Source organism: Devosia sp., assembly GCF_036676215.1.
GTDB lineage: Bacteria > Pseudomonadota > Alphaproteobacteria > Rhizobiales > Devosiaceae > Devosia.
The window spans coordinates 1-24260 of the sequence record NZ_JAKFDJ010000018.1 but is presented as its reverse complement, the minus strand read 5'-3'; the positions used below and the strand labels follow the sequence as shown (position 1 = coordinate 24260).

The 24260-nt window shown below is 63.0% G+C and carries 26 protein-coding genes, 1 tRNA gene and 2 pseudogenes; 13 read left to right on the top strand and 16 right to left on the bottom strand.

Features of this window, described 5'->3' with window-relative positions; translation table 11 throughout:
• Window positions 1-70: 70 nt before the first annotated feature.
• Window positions 71-1690, bottom strand: coding sequence for an ATP-binding response regulator (locus V6M52_RS01390; protein WP_332687847.1), 1620 nt, complete (start codon window positions 1688-1690; stop codon window positions 71-73).
• Between the two features lie 140 nt (window positions 1691-1830).
• Here V6M52_RS01390 and mscL point away from each other — a divergent pair, with 140 nt between their 5' ends.
• Both mscL and V6M52_RS01380 read left to right on the top strand, forming a co-directional pair.
• Window positions 1831-2265: a large conductance mechanosensitive channel protein MscL gene (gene mscL / locus V6M52_RS01385; protein ID WP_332687848.1), complete on the top strand. Its 435-nt coding sequence runs from the start codon at window positions 1831-1833 to the stop codon at window positions 2263-2265.
• A gap of 251 nt (window positions 2266-2516) precedes the next feature.
• Window positions 2517-3152 (top strand): response regulator transcription factor, encoded by a 636-nt coding sequence (locus V6M52_RS01380; RefSeq protein ID WP_332698630.1) that lies wholly within the window; start codon window positions 2517-2519, stop codon window positions 3150-3152.
• Window positions 3153-3344: 192 nt separating this feature from the next.
• Here V6M52_RS01380 and V6M52_RS01375 read toward each other — a convergent pair whose 3' ends face one another.
• The 3 genes and pseudogenes from V6M52_RS01375 to V6M52_RS01365 all read right to left on the bottom strand — a co-directional run bounded on the left by V6M52_RS01375 (window position 3345) and on the right by V6M52_RS01365 (window position 4569).
• Window positions 3345-3926 carry a cation transporter gene (locus V6M52_RS01375; protein WP_332687850.1) on the bottom strand — a complete coding sequence of 194 codons (582 nt, stop codon included), beginning with the start codon at window positions 3924-3926 and terminating at the stop codon, window positions 3345-3347.
• Between the two features lie 11 nt (window positions 3927-3937).
• Window positions 3938-4075, bottom strand: a pseudogene (locus V6M52_RS01370) (EamA family transporter); the annotation flags it as partial.
• A gap of 68 nt (window positions 4076-4143) precedes the next feature.
• A complete protein-coding gene (locus tag V6M52_RS01365; protein WP_332687851.1) occupies window positions 4144-4569 on the bottom strand; it encodes a VOC family protein in 426 nt (141 codons plus the stop codon).
• A gap of 74 nt (window positions 4570-4643) precedes the next feature.
• Between V6M52_RS01365 and V6M52_RS01360 the strand changes: the two genes are divergently transcribed.
• Window positions 4644-5336 (top strand): helix-turn-helix transcriptional regulator, encoded by a 693-nt coding sequence (locus V6M52_RS01360; RefSeq protein WP_332698623.1) that lies wholly within the window; start codon window positions 4644-4646, stop codon window positions 5334-5336.
• A 28-nt stretch (window positions 5337-5364) separates the two neighbouring features.
• Here V6M52_RS01360 and hemA read toward each other — a convergent pair whose 3' ends face one another.
• The gene (hemA, locus tag V6M52_RS01355; protein ID WP_332690584.1) at window positions 5365-6645 is read right to left on the bottom strand and encodes a 5-aminolevulinate synthase; all 1281 of its coding nucleotides are present in this window, start codon (window positions 6643-6645) and stop codon (window positions 5365-5367) included.
• Between the two features lie 297 nt (window positions 6646-6942).
• On the opposite strand from hemA, the gene V6M52_RS01350 reads away from it, so the two are divergent.
• On the top strand, window positions 6943-7713 hold the full coding sequence (locus V6M52_RS01350; RefSeq protein ID WP_332698620.1) for an SDR family NAD(P)-dependent oxidoreductase: 771 nt from the start codon (window positions 6943-6945) through the stop codon (window positions 7711-7713).
• Here V6M52_RS01350 and V6M52_RS01345 read toward each other — a convergent pair.
• Window positions 7710-8408: a methyl-accepting chemotaxis protein gene (locus tag V6M52_RS01345; RefSeq protein ID WP_332698617.1), complete on the bottom strand. Its 699-nt coding sequence runs from the start codon at window positions 8406-8408 to the stop codon at window positions 7710-7712. The two genes, V6M52_RS01350 and V6M52_RS01345, sit on opposite strands and share 4 nt — an antisense overlap.
• A gap of 215 nt (window positions 8409-8623) precedes the next feature.
• Between V6M52_RS01345 and V6M52_RS01340 the strand changes: the two genes are divergently transcribed.
• Complete coding sequence (locus V6M52_RS01340) at window positions 8624-9289, top strand: OmpA family protein (protein ID WP_332690593.1); 666 nt, start codon at window positions 8624-8626, stop codon at window positions 9287-9289.
• A gap of 54 nt (window positions 9290-9343) precedes the next feature.
• Here V6M52_RS01340 and V6M52_RS01335 read toward each other — a convergent pair whose 3' ends face one another.
• On the bottom strand, window positions 9344-9643 hold the full coding sequence (locus V6M52_RS01335) for a hypothetical protein (protein WP_332698614.1): 300 nt from the start codon (window positions 9641-9643) through the stop codon (window positions 9344-9346).
• Window positions 9643-9900 carry a hypothetical protein gene (locus V6M52_RS01330; RefSeq protein ID WP_332690599.1) on the bottom strand — a complete coding sequence of 86 codons (258 nt, stop codon included), beginning with the start codon at window positions 9898-9900 and terminating at the stop codon, window positions 9643-9645. The genes V6M52_RS01335 and V6M52_RS01330 overlap by 1 nt, the downstream gene beginning before the upstream one ends.
• Window positions 9901-10069: 169 nt before the next feature.
• On the opposite strand from V6M52_RS01330, the gene V6M52_RS01325 reads away from it, so the two are divergent.
• The 3 genes from V6M52_RS01325 (at window position 10070) to V6M52_RS01315 (ending at window position 11331) form a co-directional block, all read left to right on the top strand.
• Complete coding sequence (locus V6M52_RS01325) at window positions 10070-10462, top strand: PRC-barrel domain-containing protein (RefSeq protein WP_332690602.1); 393 nt, start codon at window positions 10070-10072, stop codon at window positions 10460-10462.
• 178 nt (window positions 10463-10640) lie between these two features.
• On the top strand, window positions 10641-11096 hold the full coding sequence (locus V6M52_RS01320) for a MucR family transcriptional regulator (protein ID WP_332698611.1): 456 nt from the start codon (window positions 10641-10643) through the stop codon (window positions 11094-11096).
• Between the two features lie 40 nt (window positions 11097-11136).
• Complete coding sequence (locus tag V6M52_RS01315) at window positions 11137-11331, top strand: hypothetical protein (RefSeq protein WP_332698608.1); 195 nt, start codon at window positions 11137-11139, stop codon at window positions 11329-11331.
• 94 nt (window positions 11332-11425) lie between these two features.
• Here the strand turns inward: V6M52_RS01315 and V6M52_RS01310 are convergent, their stop codons facing one another.
• From V6M52_RS01310 to V6M52_RS01290, 5 genes are all read right to left on the bottom strand, one after another.
• On the bottom strand, window positions 11426-12403 hold the full coding sequence (locus V6M52_RS01310) for an ABC transporter permease (RefSeq protein WP_332698606.1): 978 nt from the start codon (window positions 12401-12403) through the stop codon (window positions 11426-11428).
• Window positions 12400-13974 carry a sugar ABC transporter ATP-binding protein gene (locus V6M52_RS01305; protein WP_332698597.1) on the bottom strand — a complete coding sequence of 525 codons (1575 nt, stop codon included), beginning with the start codon at window positions 13972-13974 and terminating at the stop codon, window positions 12400-12402. Before V6M52_RS01305 ends, V6M52_RS01310 begins: the two co-directional genes overlap by 4 nt.
• A gap of 71 nt (window positions 13975-14045) precedes the next feature.
• Window positions 14046-14996 (bottom strand): sugar-binding protein, encoded by a 951-nt coding sequence (locus V6M52_RS01300; RefSeq protein ID WP_332686666.1) that lies wholly within the window; start codon window positions 14994-14996, stop codon window positions 14046-14048.
• A 170-nt stretch (window positions 14997-15166) separates the two neighbouring features.
• On the bottom strand, window positions 15167-16183 hold the full coding sequence (locus tag V6M52_RS01295; RefSeq protein WP_332686664.1) for an ABC transporter permease: 1017 nt from the start codon (window positions 16181-16183) through the stop codon (window positions 15167-15169).
• An 11-nt stretch (window positions 16184-16194) separates the two neighbouring features.
• Window positions 16195-16992 (bottom strand): ATP-binding cassette domain-containing protein, encoded by a 798-nt coding sequence (locus V6M52_RS01290; protein ID WP_442881797.1) that lies wholly within the window; start codon window positions 16990-16992, stop codon window positions 16195-16197.
• Between the two features lie 231 nt (window positions 16993-17223).
• Here V6M52_RS01290 and V6M52_RS01285 point away from each other — a divergent pair, with 231 nt between their 5' ends.
• The 3 genes from V6M52_RS01285 to V6M52_RS01275 all read left to right on the top strand — a co-directional run bounded on the left by V6M52_RS01285 (window position 17224) and on the right by V6M52_RS01275 (window position 20508).
• Window positions 17224-18204, top strand: coding sequence for an NAD-dependent epimerase/dehydratase family protein (locus V6M52_RS01285; protein WP_332698594.1), 981 nt, complete (start codon window positions 17224-17226; stop codon window positions 18202-18204).
• 45 nt (window positions 18205-18249) lie between these two features.
• Window positions 18250-19239: a substrate-binding domain-containing protein gene (locus V6M52_RS01280; protein WP_332698591.1), complete on the top strand. Its 990-nt coding sequence runs from the start codon at window positions 18250-18252 to the stop codon at window positions 19237-19239.
• A 159-nt stretch (window positions 19240-19398) separates the two neighbouring features.
• Window positions 19399-20508 carry a LacI family DNA-binding transcriptional regulator gene (locus V6M52_RS01275; protein ID WP_332686656.1) on the top strand — a complete coding sequence of 370 codons (1110 nt, stop codon included), beginning with the start codon at window positions 19399-19401 and terminating at the stop codon, window positions 20506-20508.
• A 135-nt stretch (window positions 20509-20643) separates the two neighbouring features.
• Here the strand turns inward: V6M52_RS01275 and V6M52_RS01270 are convergent.
• Window positions 20644-20718, bottom strand: a tRNA-Thr gene (locus V6M52_RS01270).
• Window positions 20719-20840: 122 nt separating this feature from the next.
• Between V6M52_RS01270 and V6M52_RS01265 the strand changes: the two genes are divergently transcribed.
• Together V6M52_RS01265 and murA are read left to right on the top strand one after the other, a co-directional pair.
• The gene (locus tag V6M52_RS01265; RefSeq protein WP_332686654.1) at window positions 20841-21005 is read left to right on the top strand and encodes a hypothetical protein; all 165 of its coding nucleotides are present in this window, start codon (window positions 20841-20843) and stop codon (window positions 21003-21005) included.
• A gap of 158 nt (window positions 21006-21163) precedes the next feature.
• Window positions 21164-22456, top strand: a complete 1293-nt coding sequence (gene murA / locus V6M52_RS01260; protein WP_332698588.1) for a UDP-N-acetylglucosamine 1-carboxyvinyltransferase — start codon at window positions 21164-21166, stop codon at window positions 22454-22456.
• 208 nt (window positions 22457-22664) lie between these two features.
• On the opposite strand, the gene V6M52_RS01255 is transcribed toward murA, so the two are convergent.
• Both V6M52_RS01255 and V6M52_RS01250 read right to left on the bottom strand, forming a co-directional pair.
• Window positions 22665-23798, bottom strand: coding sequence for an ABC transporter permease (locus tag V6M52_RS01255; protein ID WP_332686650.1), 1134 nt, complete (start codon window positions 23796-23798; stop codon window positions 22665-22667).
• A pseudogene (locus V6M52_RS01250) lies at window positions 23795-24260 on the bottom strand (ABC transporter ATP-binding protein); the annotation flags it as partial. The pseudogene V6M52_RS01250 and the gene V6M52_RS01255, both read right to left, overlap by 4 nt.

The window sequence follows — 24260 nt, the reverse complement described above, 5'->3', positions numbered from 1 at the left end:
GTGGTTGTACCGGACTCTGGTCGAACGGGCAGCCGTGGAATCGACATCAACATGCTGCCAGCGGGATTCGCTACCCAGCGCGCTTGGCTGGGCTGCGGCTCTGGTTGGCCAGCCCACTGATGGCCGCGCGCAGAGCGGCTGGCTTGACCGGCTTGGTGACCACAGCAATGCCGCGCTCCTCGGCCAGCGCCCGCACGGCCGGGCTGCGGTCTGCTGTCACCAGCGCCGCCGGCAGGTGCCCGCCTACATTGTGCCGCAGCCATTCAATGGCATCGAGCCCCGAGGTCTGGTCGAGGTGATAATCCATCAGCACCAGGTCGGGATACCAGCCCTCCAGCAGTCGTTCGCGGTCGATCTGCTTGAGCGAGAGGGCGCTGCGCACATCGCATCCCCAATGGCTCAGCAGCCCCTCCATCGCTTCGAGGATGGCGCTCTCATTGTCCACGCACAGGATCTTGAGGCCCTGCGTCCCAAAGCTCGTTTCGGCCGGGGCCGGGCTGGCCTCGGGCGACGCCTTGATGGTGCGCGTTGCCGGCAGGAATAGCGAGAAGCGCGAACCTTGCCCCTCCCGGCTGTCCAGTTCCAATACGAGCCCCAGCGCCGTCACCAGACGCTGCACGATGGAAAGCCCCAGTCCCAGCCCCTGCGCCATGCGCGCGCCCCGTTCAAGCCGCGAAAACTCGGCGAATAGCAGCCGGTGCTGGTCCTTGTTGAAGCCGATTCCGGTGTCGATCACGTCCAGCCGCATGCGGCTGCCGCGGCGCCGGAACCCCACCAGTACCTTGCCCCCCGGCAGGGTGTATTTGATGGCGTTGGACACCAGGTTTTGCACGATGCGGCCCACCAGCGAACGGTCCACCATCACCGACGTACCGGTCGCCACGATGCGCAGCGAAATATTGCGTTCGCGCGCCAGCGGACCAAATTCCACCTCGATCTTCTTGAGGATGTCCCGCCCGGCCACCGGCGCCGGCACGGGCTTGAGCGCACCACTGTCGATACGCGAAATATCGAGCAGGGCCCCCATTATGTCTTCCACCGCGGTCAGCGAGGCTTCGATGGAGTTGGCGAGATCGGCCAGCCCGGTCGATTTGGCCCGCTCGATCAGCGTCGAGGTATAGAGCCGTGCCGCGTTGAGCGGCTGCAGCAGGTCGTGGCTGGCTGCCGCCAGGAACCGCGTCTTGTCATGGTTGGCGGCATCCGCCTTGGCGCGCGCGCTTTCGAGCTCCGCATTGACCCGGGTCAGCGCCGCCGTCCGCTCCGCAACCCGCTCTTCAAGCGATTGGTTCATGCGCTCCAGCTCGCGCTCGGCCCGCACCCGCGCGGTGACGTCCGAAAAGCTGATGACCAGGCCGCCATCGGGCAGCCGGCTCGAGTGAAATTCCAGAGTCTGCCCGGCATTGCCCAGCCGCTGCGTCACCGTGGTTGGCGATGCCGTCAGCAGGTTGATGCGCTCAATGGCCAGGCGCGCCGCGTCGCCGCTGCCAAAGTCACCGCGGTCGCCGAGAAACAGTGCGATATCGAACAGCGGCGTACCGGGCTTCACCAGTTCATCGGGCAGCACCAGCAGCGTATTGTAGCGACTGTTGGAGGTAACCAGGCGCAGCGCAGCGTCGAATACCGCAATGCCTTGCGGAATGTGGTCGATCGCATGCCTGAGGCCGGCTGCCTCGTTCTTGTGGGCGGGCATCTCGTGCGGTCCTGGATTTTTGGGGCGCGCCGGACTATCGGCCCGCCATCAAAGCTGCGCAAGACCTACTCTGGCCCCATTGCATTTGCGCGGCGGCTGATGAAGGCTTGCGCTCCGGCGCAATCGAGAGGGGATAATCAATGTTCAAGGAATTTCGGGACTTTGCCATCAAGGGCAACATGATCGATCTGGCCATCGGCGTGATCATCGGCGCTGCTTTCGGCGCGATCGTGTCCTCGGTTGTCGACGATATCTTCATGCCCCTGATCGGCCTGCTGATCGGCGGCGTCGATTTCTCGAACCTGTTCATTGTGCTGTCCAATCCGGACAATGTGGCGGTGCCGTCTTTGGCCGCCGCCAGGGATGCGGGCGTGGCCACCCTCAATGCCGGCCTGTTCATCAATGCCGTAGTCAAGTTCACCATCATCGCCGCTGTGCTGTTCATGGTGGTCAAGGCCATCAACTCGCTCAAGCGCCAGGCGGCCAAGGAGCCGGTTGCCGAAACCCCGGCCCCGAGCAAGGAGGAAGTCCTGCTCACCGAAATCCGCGACGCCCTGCGCGCCAACCCGCGCTGACAGCACGTCAACAAGGAGCGTAGGACATAAATCCGTTGACACACCGGCAATAGGGAAATAACCCTATTACCTAGGTAGTTCATCCTACGGACTCTCCTTGTCGGACGGCAAGAACACTTAGCGCAAACTACCTCGGCGATTCACCTAGGGGGCGACGCTGGCGGGCTGTCATCGGCAGCGCTGCGAGGGTGCGGGCTCGTCAGGCGAAGGGTTGCGACTTGAGCGAAACTTGCCAGCTGGACGGGGGCAAAATGAGCAACGAGATCTACTACCATTCTTTCCTGAATCGAGGCCGGCTGATCCACATCGTGGACGGGGACCCGGCCACCTGCGAGGCGCTGAGCGTGCTGTTCCGCCTCGAAGGTTTCCAGACTTCCTTTTCGCTGAACGCCGAACATTTCATCATCAATCTGGAGCGGCGGCGGCCCGACGTCGTCATCATCAACTTGGCTGTGGGCGAGGAAAGCGGTCTGGCCCTGCTGCGCAGCGTCAAGGCCATGCGGACCGGCACGCCCGTGTTCATGCTCGCCGAAGCGCCACAGGTCGCAGCAACGGTCACCGCCATGAAGCTGGGCGCTTCCGACGTGATCACCAAGCCGATCGACACCGACTATCTGCTGACCGTCATCCGCGACGCGCTGCGCCTTGATGTCCATCTGCGACCCATGCAGGGGGGACGCCGGCCGGTGGAAGTGCGCGGCTTTGCCCAGCTCACGCCGCGCGAGCGCCAGGTTCTCGAACTGATCACCAATGGCCAATCCAACAAGGAAGCCGGCCGCGAGCTGGGCATTTCCCCCCGCACCATCGAAGTACACCGCGCCCGCGTCATGGAAAAACTGGGCGCCCGCAACACCGCGGACCTGATGCGGATCGTGCTGACGGGCTGAGGGAAGGGACGACGGCTTCCGACCCCAATTCGGTCCTTCGGACCCCAGCCATCAAATCCCAAAAGCGGTCATTGGCCAGATCGCGCCGCTGGCGGCCATGCGCTCCATGTTGGCCACCAATCAGACCCCAGCTGTCTCCTGAAAGCGGACCTAGTAGGTCGTGCAGTAGGTCTTGTGCCATGGCGCAGGCTGCTAGGCTGCCGCGCTGTGTTCCCCCCGTGCAGCCTCCCAGACTTCCCGTGCGGCGTCGATGTTCATGGCAGCAATGGCCAGCCCCACAATCACGTCCGGCCATACCGAGGGCCAGAGATAGGCCGTCACCAGGCCGGCGCCGATGATGGCGACATTGGCGATGGCGTCGTTGCGGGCCGACAGGAACGCGGCCCGTGTCAGGCTGCCGCTGTGGGCTCGGAACCGGGCAAGAAGGAATGCGCCGGACAGGTTGACTGCCAGAGCACCCGCCCCGGTGATGGACAGCGCAAACGGTTCAGGCGGTACCGGGTTGGTGAATTTGCCCCACAGCGCCCACAGCAGCGCCAAGGCAGGCACCAACAGGATGCCCGCCAACACCATCCCGACCCTCGCTCTTGTGGTTGCGGCCCAGGCCAGGGCGAAGAAGATGAGCAGGTTGACCGAGGCGTCTTCGAGGAAGTCGACGCTGTCGGCAAACAGCGAGACCGAGCCAATGCGCAGCGCCACGGCGAACTCGACTCCGAAATAGGCGAGGTTGAGCAGCGCCACGATGAGGACGGTGCGGCGGAGGGCGGTGTTCATGGCGGGGACTTTCATTGGATGGCCACCAGTATGGCACCGCCGCCGATGAGGGCAACACCCAGCCAACTGTGCGGTGCCAGTTTCTCGCCCAGGAATATGACGGCGACGAGCACCACGCTCAACTTGTCGATGGGCGCCACCTCATGAGCGCGCCAGAACTGCTCGGAAGCCGCAATTTGGCGGGGGATGAGCGCCATCCCCCGATGAAATCGCCGTTTTACGAAGCAGCGTAGGCGACAGCCACGTCCAGCACCCAAGTCACGCCGAACTTATCCTTGAGCATGCCATAGAGTGGAGACCAGCCGGCAGGCGCCAGATCCTGGGCAACGGTTGCGCCCTCGGAAAGTGTGGCCCAATATCTTGTGATTGCTTCGGCCTGATCGCCACGCACAGATACGAACATCGGGATTTCACCGGCATCATAAGCCAGACGGGATGGCACATCGTAGGCCATGACGGAAAAGCCGTCGTCGGAAGAGACTTGGCCCCACATGATCTGATCGGCTTCTGCGGGGTCCTGTACGGCGCCGGCGTCCTTATAGGTGATCATCACCTGCTGGCCGCCAAATACGCTCTGGTAGAATTCCAGTGCTGCCCGCGCCTGGCCGCGAAAATTGAGATGTGTGGTGGTCTTGATGGTCATGGCGATCTCCGTGTTGGCCTGCCCGATGGCCAGGTTATAAAGGCGCCCACCTGACAATTTCCGGCAGTTTCAGAATGGCCCGTCCCGATCGCTTGTTTCGCCTGTTGCACGCCATGCGCGTTATGCCGGCGCCAATCACCGCTGCGCGCCTTGCCGAAGAGACGGAAGTCTCGCTGCGCTCGCTCTATCGCGACATTGACAGCTTGCGTGCTGCTGGCGCCCGGATCGAGGGAGAGCGCGGTTATGGCTATCGCCTGGTAGAGGACTACGCGCTACCACCGCAGACTTTCGACCGGACAGAAATCGAGGCACTAGCATTGGGCTTGGCCCAGGTACGCGGCATGGGCGATCCTGCGTTGGCCAAAGCGGCGAACTCCGCCCTGGCAAAGGTCGCGGCGAGCCTCCCCGATGATCGCGAACAGCAACTGGTCCACGCGATCTCGCAGATTTACCGTCCGGATTCCCGCATCGTCGCAGACGGTCCCGTGGCGCTCATCCGCGAAGCATGCTGGCAGGAAGAGGCAATCGAGATTGGCTATACCGACAAGGACGGACAGGTAAGCGAGCGCACCATTCTGCCATTGTGTTTTATGTATACCGACCGCAAGCTGCTTGCGTTGGCCTGGTGCGGTCTGCGCAATGCTTATCGCATGTTCGACATTACGCGGATCAGCCGTCCCATGCGGACCGGACAAAGTTTCAGGCCCAGACGCGTAGTCATGTTGCGCGAGTATCTTGCCGAGCTAAACGCGCGCCCGAGGTCATAGAGCAGTCCTGACCACCGGCGGTCGACTTTCAGCCCCCGGTGGTCGGAAGCGTCAGGTCGCCGCTCGTCAGCTTGCTGGCCGTGATCTTGGCATCGGCCGCCTCGCGTGGCAGCTCCAGGCTCGCCCATACGCTGACCAGCGCGTGGCGCAGCGCGAAGATCATCTCGTCGGTATGCAGCGGCGTCGGCGTGATGCGCAGGCGCTCGGTACCCTTGGGCACGGTCGGGTAGTTGATGGGTTGGATATAGATATTGTGCTTGTCGAGCAGCATGTCGCTCGCTGCCTTGCACTGGCGCGCATCGCCCACGATCAGCGGCACGATATGGGTATCGGTGTCCATCACTGGCAGACCCGCATCGGCCAGGATTGCTTTGGTCAGGCGCGCCTGACGCTGGTGCATGATGCGCTCGTGGTTGGAAGTCTTGAGATGCTCGATCGAGGCGCGTGCCGCCGCGCACAGCGCCGGGGGCAGGGAGGTGGTGAAGATGAATTCGGGCGCATAGGAGCGCACGGCATCGACGATCGCCTTGTTGGCGGCGATATAGCCGCCCATGGTGCCAAAGCCCTTGGCCAGCGTGCCCTCGATAATGTCGATGCGGTCCATCAGGCCATCGCGCTCGGCAATGCCGCCGCCGCGCGGGCCATACATGCCCACGGCGTGGACCTCGTCGATATAGGTCAGCGCGCCGAATTCCTCGGCCAGGTCGCAGATTTCCTTGATCGGCGCGATATCGCCGTCCATCGAATAGATGGATTCAAAGCAGATCAGCTTGGGCCGCTTGCGGTCGGTGGCCGCCAGCAGTTCGCGCAGGTGCGCCACATCATTGTGGCGGAAGATCTGCTTCTGCATGCCGGACTGGCGCACGCCCTGGATCATCGAGGCGTGGTTGAGCTGGTCTGAAAAGATGATGCAATCGGGCAAGAGGCGCGCAATGGTAGAAATCGCCGCTTCGTTGGAGACGAAACCCGACGTGAAAACCAGCGCCGCCTCCTTGCGGTGCAGGTCGGCCAGCGAGCGCTCCAGCTCAACCAGCGGCCGGTTGGTGCCCGAGATATTGCGGGTGCCGCCCGAGCCGACGCCGAGCTTGCCGGCCGTCTCCTGCATGGCGCCGATCACCTTGGGGTGCTGGCCCATGCCCAGATAATCATTGGAGCACCAGATGGTCAGTTCGCGCGGATTGTCGGAATCGTCGCGATAGATGGCGCGTGGGAATTGCCCGGCGATACGCTCGAGATCGGCGAATACGCGATAGCGCTTTTCCGCTCGCAACGTATCCACTGCATCTTCGAATATGCCGCGATAATCCATCGGAAACGTCCTTCTGCCCTGCCGCCCCGGGGCGAACCACACGGCAACAAGCCATAACTATGTAGGCACTCGCGTCTTTGATATATGTCAATTCGACGCGCACCGGCACGCTGCTAAGGCATTCTGGCGCAAGGCGCCTGCTTCGCAACATCAGACTCATTCTAAAGTGCTCAGACATTTCTGCCAATGCGTCAGTATCGCTCCGGCAGCAGATATTGACTGCCCCTGCGAAAGCGGAGCGCCGCGACGCTTGTCGGGCATCCGCACCTGCGCTACCACGCGCCCAACGGAGGCTCCATGACCCAGTTTGCTCGCTATCCCAGTCTCGCCAATACGCCGGTGATCATCTCTGGCGGCGCCTCGGGCATTGGCGAGAGCCTGGTCCGTAGTTTTGCCGCGCAGGGCGCCAGGGTCGGCTTTGTCGACATCGCCGTCGCCGCGGGCGAAAAGCTCGCCCACGAATTGACCGAGGCCGGTCATACCGCACGCTTCACCCCCTGCGATGTCACGGACATCCCCGCCTACCAGGCCGCCATAGCTGGCTTCGCCGCCGCGCATGGCGATGCGCTGGTGCTGGTCAACAATGCCGCCCACGATCAGCGGCATGACTGGAGCCAGGTCACCCCCGCCTATTGGGATGACAGCATGGCGGTCAACCTCCGGCACGCCTTCTTTGCCATCCAGGCCGTGGCCCCGGGCATGGCCAGGGCCAAGCGTGGCTCCATCATCAATACCGGCTCGATCAGCTGGATGATCCTGACGCCGTCTCTCCCGATCTACGAAACCGCCAAGGCGGCTATGCACGGGCTGACGCGAGCCATGGCCCGTGAACTGGGAAAATCCGGCATCCGCGTCAATTCGCTGGTACCGGGCGCCATCCTGACCGAGCGGCAACTGGCCCTCTGGCTCGACGCGGCGGCGCTCAAGCAGATCGTCGACAGCCAGGCCCTTGCCGGCCACGTCTATCCGGACGACGTCGCGCGCATGGCCCTGTTCCTTGCCGCCGAAGACAGCGCCATGATCTCGGCCCAGCAGTTTCTCGTCGATGCTGGCTGGGCCAACACCTAGCGATCACCCTGCAACTGCATCTGTTGGCGCAGGCCCTGTGCCGAACGCGCCGCATCTTCACTGAGGCTGCGGATTTCGCTCGCGATCACGCCGAAGCTCTTGCCGTGGACGCCGGCACGGGCGGCCTCGATCGACGCATTAAGTGAAATCAACTTGACCTTCATGCTCACCTCGCTGATCGAGCCGACTGCGCCCAGCATGGCCATGCGCGCTTCAGCGACACGCCTGTCGCGTTCCTCAAACCGCGCACCGAGTGTACACCCGATACCCTCGGTGACCGAATTGAGGGCAGCCAGCAGGTCCGAAGCAACGAACTCGACCAGTTCCACTAATGAATTGTCCGTCGCCGCGCCATGGAGCGGGAACCGGCGCAGCCGTGTTACGCGCTCGAGGAATTCCTCGATTGTGGCTATCGCCTCAGCGCCGATGGCACCCGTGCGAGACAAATACGCGACCGCATGGGCCGGAACGGCCAACCGATCATCACCCTGCTGAAGCGCCAGGTTGATGTCGTTGAACTCAGCCAGGGCGCGGTCGAGCGCGGCGCAGGCGGTTACCGCCATGTCGGGCTTGCTTGCTGAAAGCAGGGCAAACATCGCTACGCGATGGGACAGCATCCGCATCTTGCCCGACAGGTTGATCAGCACGCCGAGCGCGGTATCGATGTCGGTGCGATCCTGCTCGCCAGTTGCCATGAGAGCCCCTTCTCGTCTGAGGGACGCTGGCATGCAACTCCTTCACAAAAGTTAACGCTGCCCGCAGTTAAAGCACATGCCTGATATGCACATTTGTTGAGCAGTCGACTGCGCCTTTTGTGCTTTCATCCTGTGTTCATCTAGTTGCTCTTAACACCGTCCTGCCTTATTCGCTTGCCAGACAAGGCCACTCGTTTTCCCAGGGGGACATATTCATGAAGTCGAAGATTCTGGTTGCGCTCGCCGCGACCCTGGCGCTCACCGCCTGCACCACCACCAATCCGTATACGGGCCAGTCCCAGCTTTCCAACACCGCCGGCGGTAGCCTGATCGGTGTCGGTGGCGGCGCCGTTGCCGGTGCTCTCGTTGGCGCCGCCGTGGGCGGCGACCCACGCGTCGGCGCGCTGATCGGCGCTGGTGTCGGTGGCCTCACTGGCGCGGCCATCGGTTCCTACATGGACCAGCAGGAAGCCGAGCTGCGCGCCCAGCTACAGGGCACCGGCGTCTCGGTGACCCGCGTTGGCCAGAACATCGTCCTCAACATGCCGTCCAACATCACCTTCGCCACCGACCAGTCGACGGTGCAGCCGGCCTTCAACCAGACCCTGGTCTCGGTCGCGCTCGTGCTCAAGAAGTTCGATAAGTCGATCGTTGACGTCTATGGCCACACCGACAGCCAGGGCGACGATGCCTACAATCTGAGCCTCAGCCAGCGCCGCGCTGTTTCGGTTGCCACCATTCTGGCCAACCAGGGCATCGACCAGCGCCGCTTCTATATCGAAGGCAAGGGCGAGATGAGCCCGATCGCCAGCAATGCCACCGAAGCCGGCCGTGCCCAGAACCGCCGCGTCGAAATCCAGATCGCGCCGATCAACGGCTGATCCAGCTTTCTCCGGAATTGAAAAGCGCGGCCCTGGGGCCGCGCTTTTTGCTTGTCAGGGGGAGGGAACGATCGGTTCCACCACCGGCTCGGCCGAGGGCGTTCCCGGCTGCACATCGCTACCCGGCGCCCCGTTGAACATCTGCAGCAGCAGGAGCAGCGCGATCACGACTGCGAGGCCGAACACGCCGTAAAGCCACCAGTTAGTCGGTCCCGTCGCGCCGACAGTCGCTTCATGCTCGCCCGCCACCTTGAGCGCCGAGCCATCCGGTACGTCGATGCGCGAGCCGTTCTCATCGACCAGGCTGTCCACGCTGGCCACGGTCGGTTGGGGTTGCTTGGGTGCTGTAGCCATCAAAAGTCTCCTTTGAGCACGGTGTCGGCGCCGACACCGTCCTGCACGCCCCGGCGAACCTCGGCGATGGCAAGGTCGATCTCTTCAGCATCGAAGCCCAAATCCTTGCCTTCCTGGCTCGCACCAGTCGCATCCGCCTTGAGCTGATGCAGCAGATCCAGCTTTTCCCTGGCCGTGAACAGGCTGTTGTGAGCGATAGCCATGGGGGTGATTTTGTCGTTCCCGCCCATGCGGTCGCGGAGGCTGTCAAAAATCATCTCGCGTCTCCTTCAATGGGTCTGGTGATCCCCAACGGACCAATGCGCTGCCAAGCCGGAGGGTTCCGTTCCTGCTGCTCACGCGCCTTCCCGATCACATTTTTTTCCGCCGGAACCGGTCGCGCGGTGGACACGTTGACCTGTCACACCCAACCAAGAGGAGCTCGAAATGGCTTACGATGACATTCGCAATCGCGATGCCGGCGTCAAGGAGACCCACGACCTCATTGCCTCTGATAAGGTCGAGGGCACCAAGGTCTATGACCCGAGCGGCAAGCATATTGGTTCGATCGAACGCATTCTGGTCGAAAAGCGCAGCGGCAAGGTATCTTATGCCGTTCTGAGCTTCGGCGGCTTCCTCGGCATCGGCCACGACCATTATCCGCTGCCCTGGTCCAAGCTGAATTACGACGAGAGCCTCAGCGGCTACCGCGTCGATGTGACCAAGGAGCAGCTCGAGGGCGCCCCGAAATACGACTACGAAAACGACGAGGACTATTGGACCGCCGAAAACGGCCGTCGCGTCTACGACCATTACGGTGTGGCCCCCTATTGGATCTAGTCCCGTCCAAGGCATTTCATGACCAAGTGATACTGCCGACCGGCGCCCCCTCGGGGACGCCGGTATTTCCGTTCCCGGCCTCGCGAGGCCCTAGCTAACTGATCCGCACCAAGCTATTCAGTAGATATCCCGACCTTTGGCGCAGAACCGGCAAGAGTTCTGAGAGGAAGACCTACCAATGACCAGCCCTGCTGAACGCGACGCGATGGATGCTGACCTGATGGAGCAGGTTACGGAAATTGTCTCTGCCTATGTCTCCAGCAATGCAATCGCGGCCGCCGACCTGCCAGCTCTGATCGCGGACACCCATCGGGCGCTGCGGTCCCTGTCCTCAAATGAGGTGGCTGCCGTTGTCGAGGAACTGACGCCCGCCGTGTCCATCAGGAAGTCGGTGACGCCTGACTACATTGTCTGCCTGGACGACGGCAAAAAATTCAAATCGCTGAAGCGGCATTTAAGCGTCCTGGGCATGACACCCGATGAGTACCGTGCGAAATGGGGCCTGCCAAAGGACTATCCGATGGTGGCGCCGAACTACGCCGCGACCCGGTCGGCGCTTGCCAAGTCCAATGGGTTGGGCCGCAAGCCGGACGTATCTGCCAAGTCAATCAGGAAGCCGAAAGCCCGCGCCTAGTCGGTCCTCGGCAAAGCACTGCCTGAGTACTGGAAGCCAGATGGATCAGAACAAGACCGCCCTCGAACGGACATTCGAACTGGCCCAGTCGGGCCGGTTCTCCAGCTTTGGCGAGATCAAGAAGGCCGTTCGTAGCGAGGGCTATGCGGTCGATCAGCTCACCGGCCCGCAACTGTCCAAGCAGGTGCGTGGGTTGATCGAGGCAGCGAAAAACCGCCAGCAAGCGGCCCGCTAGGGCGGTTGGACGCCCGTGCGGCCGTCATGCACGGCCCGCGCCGGACGCCCAAAAGATTGCGTGGATGTTTGCCGGTAGTGGCTCGGGCCGGACCCTAGTCCGCGGTCTCGCGCGCCGATTCCACCAGCCGGCGATGCGCCCGGTAAACGCCCAATTGCTGGTCGACCAGCACGCCGATCAGAATGACCGTGCCCATCACCGCGAAATTGAGCGAGGAAGGGATGCCGAGCAGATTGACCAGGTTCTGCAGGATTTGCAGCAAGATAGCGCCGAGCACCACGCCGATGATCGACCCCTCGCCGCCGCGCAGCGAAAAGCCCCCCAGCACCGCCGCGGCGATGGCGTAGAGCTCGTAGAAATTGGCCTGCGAGGATGGCGATACCGACCGCGTGTACATGGCGAAGAACACCGCCGAGAGCGCGGTCAGCGCCGCGCAGATCACATAGGCTGCGCCGATCACCAGATTGGTGCGAATGCCCGAGAACCGCGCCGCCTCTTCGTTCTTGCCCACGGCGAACAGATAGCGGCCGAACACCGAGCGGTGCAGCACCACCCAGGCGATGACGGCGACCACGACTAGCAACAGTATGGAGGTGGGCACGCCGTAGATGCGGGCCGTGAAGAAGTCGAGGCCTGGATAGGTGCTGCCGAATGGAAATCCGGCGGTGGCGTCGCCGGTATAGCCGCGCGCCACGCCGCGATAGATCAAGAGGCCACACAGCGTCACCACGAAGGGCGGCATCTTGAGCCTTGTGATCAGCAGTGCATGCGCCAGTCCCAGCAGGATGCCCAAAATGAGCACGATCACCAGCGCAATCGGCCAGGGCACGCCCTTGTTGCCGACGAGATCGACAAACAGCACGCCAAGCAAAGCGATCATCGAGCCGGAGGACAGATCGATGCCGCCGGTGATGATGACAAAGCCCTGGGCGATGGAGAATAGGCCGAACAGACCAATCAGATTGGCCGTGTTGGAGATATTGTTGGGCGACAGGAACAGCGGATTGCGCAGGTAGACCCCCGCAGCAACCACCAGGATCAGCACCAGCAGGCCAAGGTCTTTCTTGCTCATTGCAGGCGCCTCCGGGCGTTGATTGGCTTGCCCACCGCGAGCAACAGGACATTTTCTTCACTGAATTGATCGCGCCCCAGCATGCCGGAAATGCCGCCTTCATGCATCACGGCGATCCGGTCGGAGACGCCGATCACCTCTTCCATATCGCTCGAGATCATCAGCACGGCGACGCCGGAATCCGCCAGAGCGCGCATCAGCCGGTAAATCTCGGACTTGGCACCGATATCGATGCCGCGCGTCGGTTCGTCGAAGATGATGACGCGCGGTGCCATGGCCAGCCACTTGGCGAGGACGACCTTCTGCTGGTTGCCGCCCGACAGCGATCCGGTGCGGGTGGCGACCGTCGGTACCTTGATCGCCAGTTGCGTGCGACTTTGCTCGGCCTGGCTGCGTTCGCGCTCCACCGACACCAGCGTGGCGACCGCATAGGCGCCCAGGTTGGGCAGGGTGATGTTCTCGGCCACCGAGAGGTCGAGCAGGATGCCGGTGCCCTTGCGATCCTCCGGCACGAGGAAGATGCCGTGTTTGACGGCGTCGCTGGCGCCGGCCAGACGGATGGGTCCGCCATCGCGAACCAGCGTGCCGCCATAGATGGGGTCAATGCCGAAAAAGGCACGGGCCAGCTCCGTGCGGCCTGAGCCCACCAGACCGGCCAGCCCCAGGATCTCACCGCCATGCAGATCGAGATTGACCGCGCGCCGCGGATAGGCTGCGGTGCGGACGTCCCGCGCCGCCAGGGCAATGGCACCGCGCTCGATCTTGGGCGGGGCATAGATGACCTTGAGCTCGCGGCCGATCATCAGCTTGACCAGGCGATCATGGTTGATCTCGTCCTTGGCCAGCTTGCCGACCAGCCGCCCGTCGCGCAGCACCACGACGCGATCGCAGGCGCGCTCGATCTCGCCGAGCCGGTGCGACACGAAGATCACCGCGATGCCGTGGGCCCGCAGCCGGTCGATGACGGCCAGCAGCTTTTCCGTCTCGGCGATGGGGAGGCTCGATGTTGGCTCGTCGAGGATCACCAGCCGCGCATCCTGCGACAGCGCCTTGGCGATCTCGACCAGTTGTTGCTGAGCCAGCGACAGCTTTGATACCGGCGTGTCCGGCGAGAAATTGGCGCCAAGCTGAGCCAGCAGTGGCAGCACCGCCGCACGCTGCCGCGCCGTATCGACCAGATTGAGCACGCCGAAGCGGCGCGGCTCGCGGCCAATGAACACATTGGCGGCCACGTCCAGATTGTCGAACAGATTGAGTTCTTGATGCACGAAGGCGATGCCGGCGCGCAGCGAGCCGCCCACGGTTAGCGCGGCATAGGGCGTGCCATCCACCTCGATGCTGCCGCTGTCGGGCATGGTGACGCCGCCCAGGATTTTCATCAGTGTGGACTTGCCGGCGCCGTTTTCCCCGACGAGGCCGATAACTTCGCCGGGCCGAACCTCGAGATCGAGACCGTCGAGGGCGAGGACGCCGGGATAGGATTTGCGCACTCCGGTGAGCCGAAGGAACGGCTCCGCCGCTGCAGATACAGCCGGGGCAGGGGCGCCAGTGGCAGATTGGCTCAAGGTCATGGCAGGTCCGAGACTACAAGAAACCGGCGGCGTGGCAACAAGCCACGCCGCCGGACGATCGGTGCAAGGGATTAGCCGCCGATCTTGGCTTTCAGGTCTGCTTCGAACGCATCGACGTTCTCTGCATTCACCACCTTGGTCGGCACGATGATGATGCCGTCTTCCGGCACGCCGGATTTGTCGCCTTCCAGATAAGCCGCCATCAGCTTCATGCCCTGGTAGCCCCATTCATAGGGCTGCTGCACCACGGTGGAGGCAAAGTTGCCTTCACGCACCGCACCAAGGGTCACCGGGTCCTCGTCAAAGGCGACAACGGTGATCTGCCCGAGCTTGCCGGCCGCCTGCAGGGCTTCGTAAATCTTGGGTGGGTTGTAGGAATAGAACCCGACCATGCAGGTGATGTCCGGATTGGCCACGAGCACGTCGTCGACATTGGTGCGGGCACGCGCAAAGTCCACGTCATCGCCGCGCACATCGACCAGCTCGATATTGTGGCCCTCGATGGCCTGCTTGAAGCCGGCAATGCGCTCCTTGGCGTTATCGGCGCCCAGGAACCCGACAAAGCCCATGCACTTGCCGCCATCGGGCAGCGCCTTGACCATTTCTTCGCCCGCCTGCACGCCGGCCAGGGTATTGGACGATCCGAGATAGGCGATCCGATCGCTCTGCGGGGCGTCGCTATCGGTGGTGAACAGCGGCACCTGTGCGGCAATGCGATTGAAGGCGTCGATCGAATTGGCCGGGTCGGCCGAAGAGATCATGATGGCATCGGTGCCGCCGGCAACCAGGTCATCCATCAGCGCATTCTGCAGCGCGGCCGTGCCCTGGGCCGGATAGCGGAATTGCACCTCGTAATTGGGTAGCTCTTCCTGGGCCTTGTTGACCCCGGCCTCGGCCAGCTTCCAGAAATCGGATGCGGCATTCACCACAAAGGCGAGCTGCTGCTTGTCCTGGGCTTGCACAGAAACGCCCAGTGTCAGGCTAGCTGCCAAAACGGCAGCAAAAGTCGTTGCATGCTTCATAGTTCGTCCTCCCTTGCCGTGCGGTATGCACAGCCATTGCTCACGATCAGCGATATCCAACCCGGCCTTTTTGCACTCACGTCCTCCTGGTGACTGCGACCTTGGTTATAATCGATGGTATGCAGATTATGAATATTAGTAAATATGCGTCGCAACGTCTCGGGTCGCTACTACTCCCCGATGTCCTTGTTGCGTAGCCGATCGAAGGCGACCGCCAGAACAATAAACCCGCCGACAAAAGTGCCCTGCCAGAACGTGCTGATGCCCAGGAGGGTGAGGCTGTTCCGGATGATTTCTATGAGCGCGGCGCCCACGATCGCGCCGAGCGCCGTGCCGCTGCCGCCGGCCAGGTTGGCGCCGCCGATCACCGTGGCCGCGATCACGGTCAACTCCATGCCGGTGCCGAGGCCCGTAGTGACCGATCCCAGCCAACCCGCTTCGAGAAAGCCGGTAATGCCGGCGCAGAACGAGGCGAACATATAGACCGAGACTTTGACGGCCCTGACGGGTACACCCGTCAGGATTGCTGCGCGCTCATTGCCGCCGATGGCGTAGAGATAGCGTCCCCAACGCGTCCAGCGCAGCATGAAGGCCGTCACCATGCATAGCGCGACCATCACCAGGACCGGATTGGGAATGGGCAGTCCGAACAGGCTCACTGAGCCGCCGCCAATGGCGAATAGGATCGCCTGATCCGGGCCGAATTCGTAGATCAGTGCATTGTTGGACATCACCATGCCGATGCTGCGCGCAATCGACATCATGCCCAGCGTCACCACAAAGGGCGGCATGCCCGCTATGGCGATCAGCGTGCCGTTGATGGCGCCGACCAGCAGCGATGCGCCCATGGCGGCCGGAAAAGCCAGCGTTATGGGGAGACCCGCATGCATGATGACGGTGGTCACCATCGCCGAAATCAGCACGGTGGACCCCACCGACAGATCGATCCCGCCGGTGATGATCACCGCCGTCATGCCGATGGCGACAATGGCGACAAAGGCGAAGTTCCGGGTGACGTTGAAGAGGTTGTTGGGTGTGGCAAAGGTTCGGGTCATCAGGGACATGGCGATGACGGCCAGTACCGCGGCGAGCAGGACCCAGAAGATCTGGCGGCTGACCAGCCAGGATAGGAAGGTGGTGTGGGTCTGCTGGTCGATGGCTTTTTGCAGGGACGTATCGGCGCTCATGGCGGGTCCTTCTATGCGCGCTCGATGGCGCCGGTGATCAGGCCCGTCACCTCTTGGGGTGAGCTGTTGGCCACGAGCTTGTCGGCCACCATCTGGCCGCGCCGCAACACCAGGAGGCGATCGCATACGGCGAAGATGTCGGGGATGCGGTGGCTGATGAGGATGACCGCCATGCCCTGCTCGCGCAGACGCCGGATCAGGTTCAGCACTTCGGCCACCTGCCGCACGCTAATGGCCGCGGTGGGCTCATCCATCAGCACGATACGCGGATTGGACAGCCGCGTGCGGGCGATGGCGACGGCCTGGCGCTGGCCGCCGGACATGCGTCGCACCAGGTCGCGCGGGCGGGTCTCCGATTTCAGCTCGGCAAACAGTTCGGCCGAACGCCGATACATCGCCTGGTAGTCCAGGATTTCGGGAATGAGGAATTGCCACCACTTGCGCCGCTTGTACCAGGGGAGTTCCGCATGGGCGGGCGTCTTGGCAACCGAGGTCAGTTCGCGGCCGAGAAAGATATTGGCTGCCGCCGTCAGATTGTCGGCCAGTGCCAGGTCCTGATAGACGATCTCGATGCCCTTGGAGCGTGCATCCTTGGGGCCGTGCAACTCGACCACCTGCCCGTTGAGTCGGATCTGGCCTTCGCTGGGATGGAAGTTGCCGGCGATGATCTTGACCAACGTGGTCTTGCCCGCGCCGTTGTCGCCCACCAGCCCAACGACTTCGCCGGCCTGCAGGGTTAGCGAGATGTCCGTCAGCGCCGTTATGGCCCCGTAATGCTTGGAAATACCTTCGAGCTCCAGAACCGCCATGGCGGCGCCCCTCCACCAATGTGCGGGTTGCTCCCGCGTTCTATTAGTAATCATCATATAGGCAGCCAGACTCGTGGTCGTCAATCGAGGACGCGCCGAGCGCGGCAACACAACTCCAGCAATCCGGGGATTTGGTCAGCACTGCTGTCGCTCCTCAGTCCGGGGCCTATCTGCTTTCCGCATTGACTGCGCGCAAGGCAGCTAATTAGTATTAGTCATGGGAGGGGCCAGATGCTTGTGCTTGTTACCGGGGCAACCGGGAAGGTCGGCCAGGTTCTGCTAGGACGCATTCTGGCGGACCCGCGCTGGGCGGCGGCGCGCATTCGTGCCCTCTGTCACAACCGCTCGCTGCCGCCGCATGCGCGGGTCGAGAGCGTCAGGGGGTCGATCGCCGACCGCACCACGGTCGATGCCGCCATGGCCGGGGTCACTCACGTGATCCACATGGCCACGGTCAAGGAAGACCCGCAGCAGGCGATGGACGTGTCGGTCAAGGGCATGTTCTGGCTGCTGGAGGCCTTTCGGGCCAGCCCGACGGCCGAGCAGTTCATGCTGATCGGCGGCGACTGCACGGTTGGCCACATCTCGGTCGCCTATGATGCCCCGATCACCGAAGCATCGCCGCGGCGGCCCTATCCGGGCGTCTATGCCCTGTCCAAGGTGCTCGAGGAGGTGATGCTCGAGCAATACTACATCCAGTACGGCATCAATGGCTGTTGCCTGCGCGCGCCCTGGATCATGGAGAAGGACGACTTCCGCCATGTACTGAGCTTCGGGGAGGACCAGTTCGGCGGGCCGGCATGGAGCAGTGTGATATCTGCCGAAGAGCAGGCCCGCTATGCGGGGGAATCCAAAATTCCGCTGCTGATCGATGCCGCGGGCCAACCGCTCAAGCGCAGCTTCGTGCACGTTACTGACCTGGTGGAAGCCATGCTGGCAGCGCTGGGCAATCCGGCCGCGCACCAGCAATTGTTCAACATCGCGATGAACCGGCCGCTCGATTACGGCACTGTCGCCGCCCACCTGGCGCGTACGCGCGGCCTCGGGAGCGTCCGCATCGAGACGCCGTTCCATTCCAACTGGCTCGACAACAGCAAGGCGCGGCAAGCGCTGAACTGGGAGCCGAACCACGACGCCATAGGTCTTGTTGATGCAGCCTTCGCCTACCAAAGGGCCGCGGATGATCCGCGAAAGGTCTGGTACGTCGGCTGAACCAACCAGGGTCCGATAACGGACAAAGTCACTAGGGAGGACACTATGAAGAAGACTATGCTTGCCTTGGCCGGACTTGCCATCATTGGAGCGCTCTCCGGCAGCGCTTATGCCCAGGACAAGAAGATCCTGGCGGTCGTGGTGAAGGGGTTGGACAACCCGTTCTTCACGGTCATGGGACAGGGCTGTGCCGACTGGAACACGGCTCATGCCGATAGCGAATATGAATGCCTCTATACCGGCCCGGCCTTGAGTTCGGACGAATCTGGTGAAGTCCAGATCGTGCAGGATCTCATCAGCCGCGGCGTAGCCGGCATCGCTATCTCGCCCTCAAACGCCCCAGCCATGGCCAATATGCTGAAGGCCGCCGCGCCCACCATGCCGATCATCACCGTGGACGCTGACCTGCTGCCGGCCGATGCTGGCCTGCGCAAGACCTATTTCGGGACCAACAATTACGACATGGGTGTCGGCATGGCCAATGAGCTGATGAAGCTCAAGCCGGAAGGCGGCACGGTGTGCCTGCAGCTCGGCAATGTGGCGGCCGCCAATATCAACGAACGTGCCGCCGGCTTCCGCGATACCATTGCCGGCACTATGGGCATCGAGCGCCTGGCCGATACCAATGGCTGGACGGAAATCGACGGCTGCCCGGTTTTCACCAATGACGATATCCCGACGGCCAACCAGCAGATGGCCGACGTGTTCACTGCCAATCCGGATCTGACGGCCTTCATCCTGGTGGGTGGCTGGGCGCAGTTCGGCCCGCAGGCCTATGCGCAGAACACCGATCAGGTCATGGATCGCCTCCAGAGCAAGGAACTGATCATCATTGCCGGCGACACACTGCCGCCGCAGATCCAGGCCTTCAGCGAGGGCCGCAGCCACTTCCAGATCGGCCAGCGCCCCTACCAGATGGGCAATGAAGCGCCCGATATCCTGATCACGCTCATTGAGGGCGGCACGGTCGAAGATCCCAAGTTCACCGGTCTTGACCTGTGCACCCTGGAAGATCCGGGCATCTGCGTACCATAGTCGACCTCCCGCGACTGGTGGACGCGTTTCGATGCGTCCACCACCTCACCTCTTGCGTGCAAGTCATTGCGCCCACATGCTGTTCTTGGCGCGAATCTGCTGGTGGCCCGCAGCAATTGGTGCGCGGCAAAGATGACTTGATTGAAAGATTCGCAAAACATGACTGACAGGGCATCGGCGAACAGGACCCGCAATGGGGCCAAGGAGCGGCGCGTTACGATGACCGATGTCGCCAAGGCGGCCGGCTGCTCGCAGGCCACCGTGTCCTTCGTCCTCAATCGTACCGCCGGCATGAAGCTGTCGCAGCAGACTCGGGACCGCGTTATCGAGGCCGCCCGAACCCTGGGCTACGTTTCGCCCACGTTTCCGGTTCGGGCGATTGGTCCGGCGGCCAGAGTTCAGCCAATAGATGGAATCATCGGCTTTGCCGTCGATCAACTGGCCACCAGCCCCGAAGCGGTGGTGGCGATCGAGGGCGTGCGCCAGGCCTCCTGGAATGCCGGCAATATTGTCCTTGTGGCGCAGACCCTGTGCGACGCTGAAATGGAGCCGAGGACGCTCCGGGCGTTGACCGGTCCGGGGGTCTCCGCCTTGATCTACATGGCCATCTTCACGCGCGAGATCGTTGCCCCGGCCTATCTGTCGGAGCTGGAAATCCCGGTTGTGCTGCTCAACTGCTATACTGCCGATCACGCCTTCCCGGCCGTGGTGCCGAGCGAGATTGCGGGTGGGCAGATGTCGACCCGCCATCTCATCGAACAGGGGCACCGGCGCATCGCCACCATCACCGGCGAGCCGTGGATGGAGGCGGCCGAGCATCGACTCAAAGGCTATCGCCGCGCCCTGGCGACGGCCGATATTCCATTCGATCCCGATCTGGTGGTGGAGGGCGACTGGTCGGCCGGCGCCGGCTATCGGGCGACGGTGCAGCTGCTGGCCCTGCCGGATCGGCCTACCGCCATCTTCTGCCAGAACGACCGCACTGCCATCGGCTGCTACGAGGCGCTCAAGGAAGCCGGCCTCTCCATTCCCGAGGATATGTCCGTGGTCGGCTATGACGATGAGGAAATCGCCCGCCACATGCATCCGCCCCTGACCACCTCCATCCTGCCCCACCGGGCCATGGGCATGTGGGCAGTGGAGCAGCTCGCCGCCCATGCCAGCGAATCCAGGCGCTACCCCATCACCAAGCTCGAATGTCCGTTGGTCGAGCGCGCCTCGGTTGGTCCGCCACCGGCCTTCGGCGCCAAGCGGGGACCGCTCGAGTAGCGCTTGCCCGAGCGAGCCGGTGCCAAACAGCCCCTCGTTGGTTATCCTCACCCTGCGATCCGATTGGTGCTGAGCCAATGTGAGCTGTACGAGTGGTGCCGCGCATTCGTATGCTATTGAATGTGTTGGGAAAACTGGTGCTGCCGGACAGGATTGAACTGTCGGCCTCCCCCTTACCAAGGGGGTGCTCTACCACTGAGCTACGGCAGCATCCGGCGCGCGGCAAAGCTGCCCGGCGCGACGGGGCTCTACTGCCATAGCCCCAATCTCGACGCAAGGCCAAAAAGCGCCTATCAACCGCCCAGGGCCAACACGATTCCCCTGTGGCAACAATGAGCAAAACCGAACAAGCCACCCAGCGTGAGCAAAGATTGGCCGCAAAGCTCCGCGAGAACCTCAAGCGCCGGAAGGGACAGGCCAAGGCACGCGCCGATTCGGAGCGTCAGGCTCCCGATCCCCAACCGGCCCCGGAAACCGATACGGTCAATAAACCGTAAACCAGTTTCAGGCGATGATAACCGACTGCTGGCGGCTTCCCTGACGTCTCCGGCATATTTTTGAGAACGGCGAGTCTGGCTTACGTGGCAACTAGGACTTGGCCTACCTCCATCCCAGGTAGCAAGGGCTTTTACGCCCGCCATATAGGACAAGACTGATGGACCGTATTCGTTTGATCGGTGGCAATGAACTCAACGGCGAAATCCCGATTTCGGGCGCCAAGAATGCCGCTCTCCCACTCATGATCGCCTCGCTGCTCACCGACGAACCACTGGTGCTGCAGAACGTGCCGCGCCTCGCCGACGTCAAGCAGCTCGAACGCATCCTGGAAAATCATGGCGTCGACATCGCCGTGCATGGCCGCCGCCGCGGCGAGGAGGAGGGTGTGGGCCAGCGCATGACCTTCCTTGCTGCCGACATCGTCGACACCACCGCCCCCTATGAGCTCGTCTCCAAGATGCGCGCCAGCTTCTGGGTCATCGGGCCGCTGCTGGCGCGCTGCCACGAGGCCCGCGTCTCGCTGCCCGGCGGCTGCGCCATCGGCACCCGCCCGGTCGATCTCTTCCTCTATGGTCTCAAGGAACTGGGCGCCGAGATCGATATCGATGACGGCTATGTCGTCGCCAAGGCCCCCAAGGGCGGCCTGATCGGCGCACATATAAAGTTTCCCAAGGTTTCGGTGGGCGCGACCCACACGCTGCTGATGGCGGCAAGCCTGGCCCGTGGCACCACCGTGCTCGAAAACGCCGCCCAGGAACCCGAGATCACCAATGTCGCCGAATGCCTCGTGGCCATGGGCGCCAGGATTTCCGGCATCGGCACGCGCACCCTCACCATCGAGGGTGTGGAGCGCCTGCATGGCGCCACCATTGATGTGATCCCCGACCGCATCGAAACCGGCACCTTCGCCATGGCCGCCGCCATGACTGGGGGCAATGTGCTGCTCAAGGGCGCGCGACCCGAGCATCTCCAGTCCGCCCTCGATATCCTGGCCATGACCGGGGTCGAGCTCACCGTGGAGCCCGGCGGCCTGCGCGTCCATCGCAATGGCAACGGCCTGCAGCCCGTCGACGTCGAGACCGATCCGTTCCCCGGTTTCCCGACCGATCTGCAGGCCCAGTTCATGGCGCTGATGACCATGAGCTCCGGCACCAGCCAGATTCGCGAGACTATTTTCGAGAACCGCTACATGCATGTGGCCGAACTGGTCCGCTTCGGCGCCGACATAACGGTTGATGGCCAGATGGCCACCGTGCATGGCAAGTCCCAGCTCAAGGGTGCCCAGGTGATGGCCACCGATCTGCGCGCCTCGGTATCGCTGGTCATTGCCGGCCTGGCCGCCAGGGGCGAGACCATCGTCAACCGCATCTATCACCTCGATCGTGGCTTCGAGCGGCTGGAGGACAAACTCAGCCGCTGCGGCGCCCAGATCGAACGGGTTGCGGGCTAGCACGCGGCCGCAGGCAAAATCGCTCCGGTGGAGCGGTTTTAGCGCGCTAGGCCATGAGACCTATGGTCGAATGGCGGGGCAGGTGCCTCCCAACCGCAGGACCGCCCTCGGACTTGATCCGAGGGCCACTCCCAACCGGCACGAGCGGTGGATGGCCCTGGGGTCGAGCCCGAGGGCGGCACTGTCGTTGGCAGCGCATGCAATCCGCCTAATCCAGCGTCTGCCGGTAGCGCAGCATCGCCAGCACCGAGATCACGCAGACGATCACAGCCAGCGCTGTGAATTCGCCCGTGAGATCGCTGCTGTCGGCCCCCTTCAGCATCACCATGCGCACCAGCCGGATGAAATGCGTCGCCGGCACCGCCGTGCCCAGGCCCTGCGCCCAGCCCGGCATGCCCGCGAAGGGGAACATGAAGCCCGAGAGCAGGATCGACGGCAGGATAGTGAAAAAGCTCAGCTGCATCGCCTGCATCTGGTTGCGCGCCGCCGTAGAGATCAGAAAGCCCAGCGCCAGATTGCCCAGGATGAACAGGTTGAAGCCGATAAAAAAGGCCGTGAACGTGCCCTCGAACGGCACGCCGAACACGGCGAAGGCAGCGACCAGAAACACAGCCGTCTGCACATAGCCGACCAGCACATAGGGCAGGATCTTGCCCAGCATCACCTCGAACGGTCGCACCGGGGTCGCGATCAGCATCTCCATCGTGCCGCGCTCGCGTTCCTTGACGATGGCCACGGCGGTGATCATCACCATGGTCATGCTGAGGATGATGGCCAGCAGCCCCGGCACGATATTGGTCGAGGTCTTGCCCTCGGGATTGTATGCCCGGTGCACGATAACGCCGAACGGGGCAGGGGGACCGGCTATCGAAGCCAGCGGCCCGGTCAGCGTCTGCGCCATTGCCCCATTGACGATCCCGCTCAAGGCCGCCGCGGCACCGCCGACCGCCGACGGATCCGCCGCATCTGCTGCCACCAGAATATCCGGCCGCAGCCCTCGCACCACATCGCGTTCGAAGTCGGCAGGGATGACCACGACGAAATTGGCGGTGCCACGCCGCAGCGCATCCTCGCCCTCGTCCGGCCCATAGACCACGCCGCGAAAATCGAAATAGCCAGAGGTCTCCATCCCGGCCAGCACCGAGCGCACCAGAGGGCCATCGTCATTGAGTTCGACCAGCGTCGGCAGGTTGCGCGGATCGGCATTGATGGCAAAGCCGAACAGCATGAGCTGCACGATGGGCAGGCCGATCATCATGGCGAAAGTGACGCGGTCGCGCCGCATCTGAATGAATTCCTTCATCAGCACGGCCAGGAAGCGGGAGAACGAGAAAAGGCTCATGCCGCATCACGCGAGAAATTGTCGCGCGCCCCCGTCATCAGGTAAATGAACGCCTCCTCCAGCCCCGCCGGCATGAGGCTCCAGCGCTGCCGGCCCCGCGCCTCGAACGCCCGCACCGTCGTCTCCAGCGCCGCCGCATCCACCCCCGACACATGCAGGGTCGAGCCGAACCGCGCGATCTGGACCACCCCCGGCTGGCCCACAAGCGCGGCCTCCAGTGCCGCCAGCTCTGGCCCTTCGGCTCGCCACGTGGTCAGCCCGACCATCCTTGGAATGTCGGCCGACGGCCCGTCGATCAGCTTCTTGCCATAGGCGATGTAGGTGATGAAATCGCACTGTACCGCCTCGTCCATATAGTGGGTCGAAACCAGCACCGTGACGCCGGCCTTGCTCAGCCGCCTGATCTCATCCCAGAAATCCCGCCGCGCCTTGGGGTCGACGCCCGCTGTTGGTTCGTCGAGC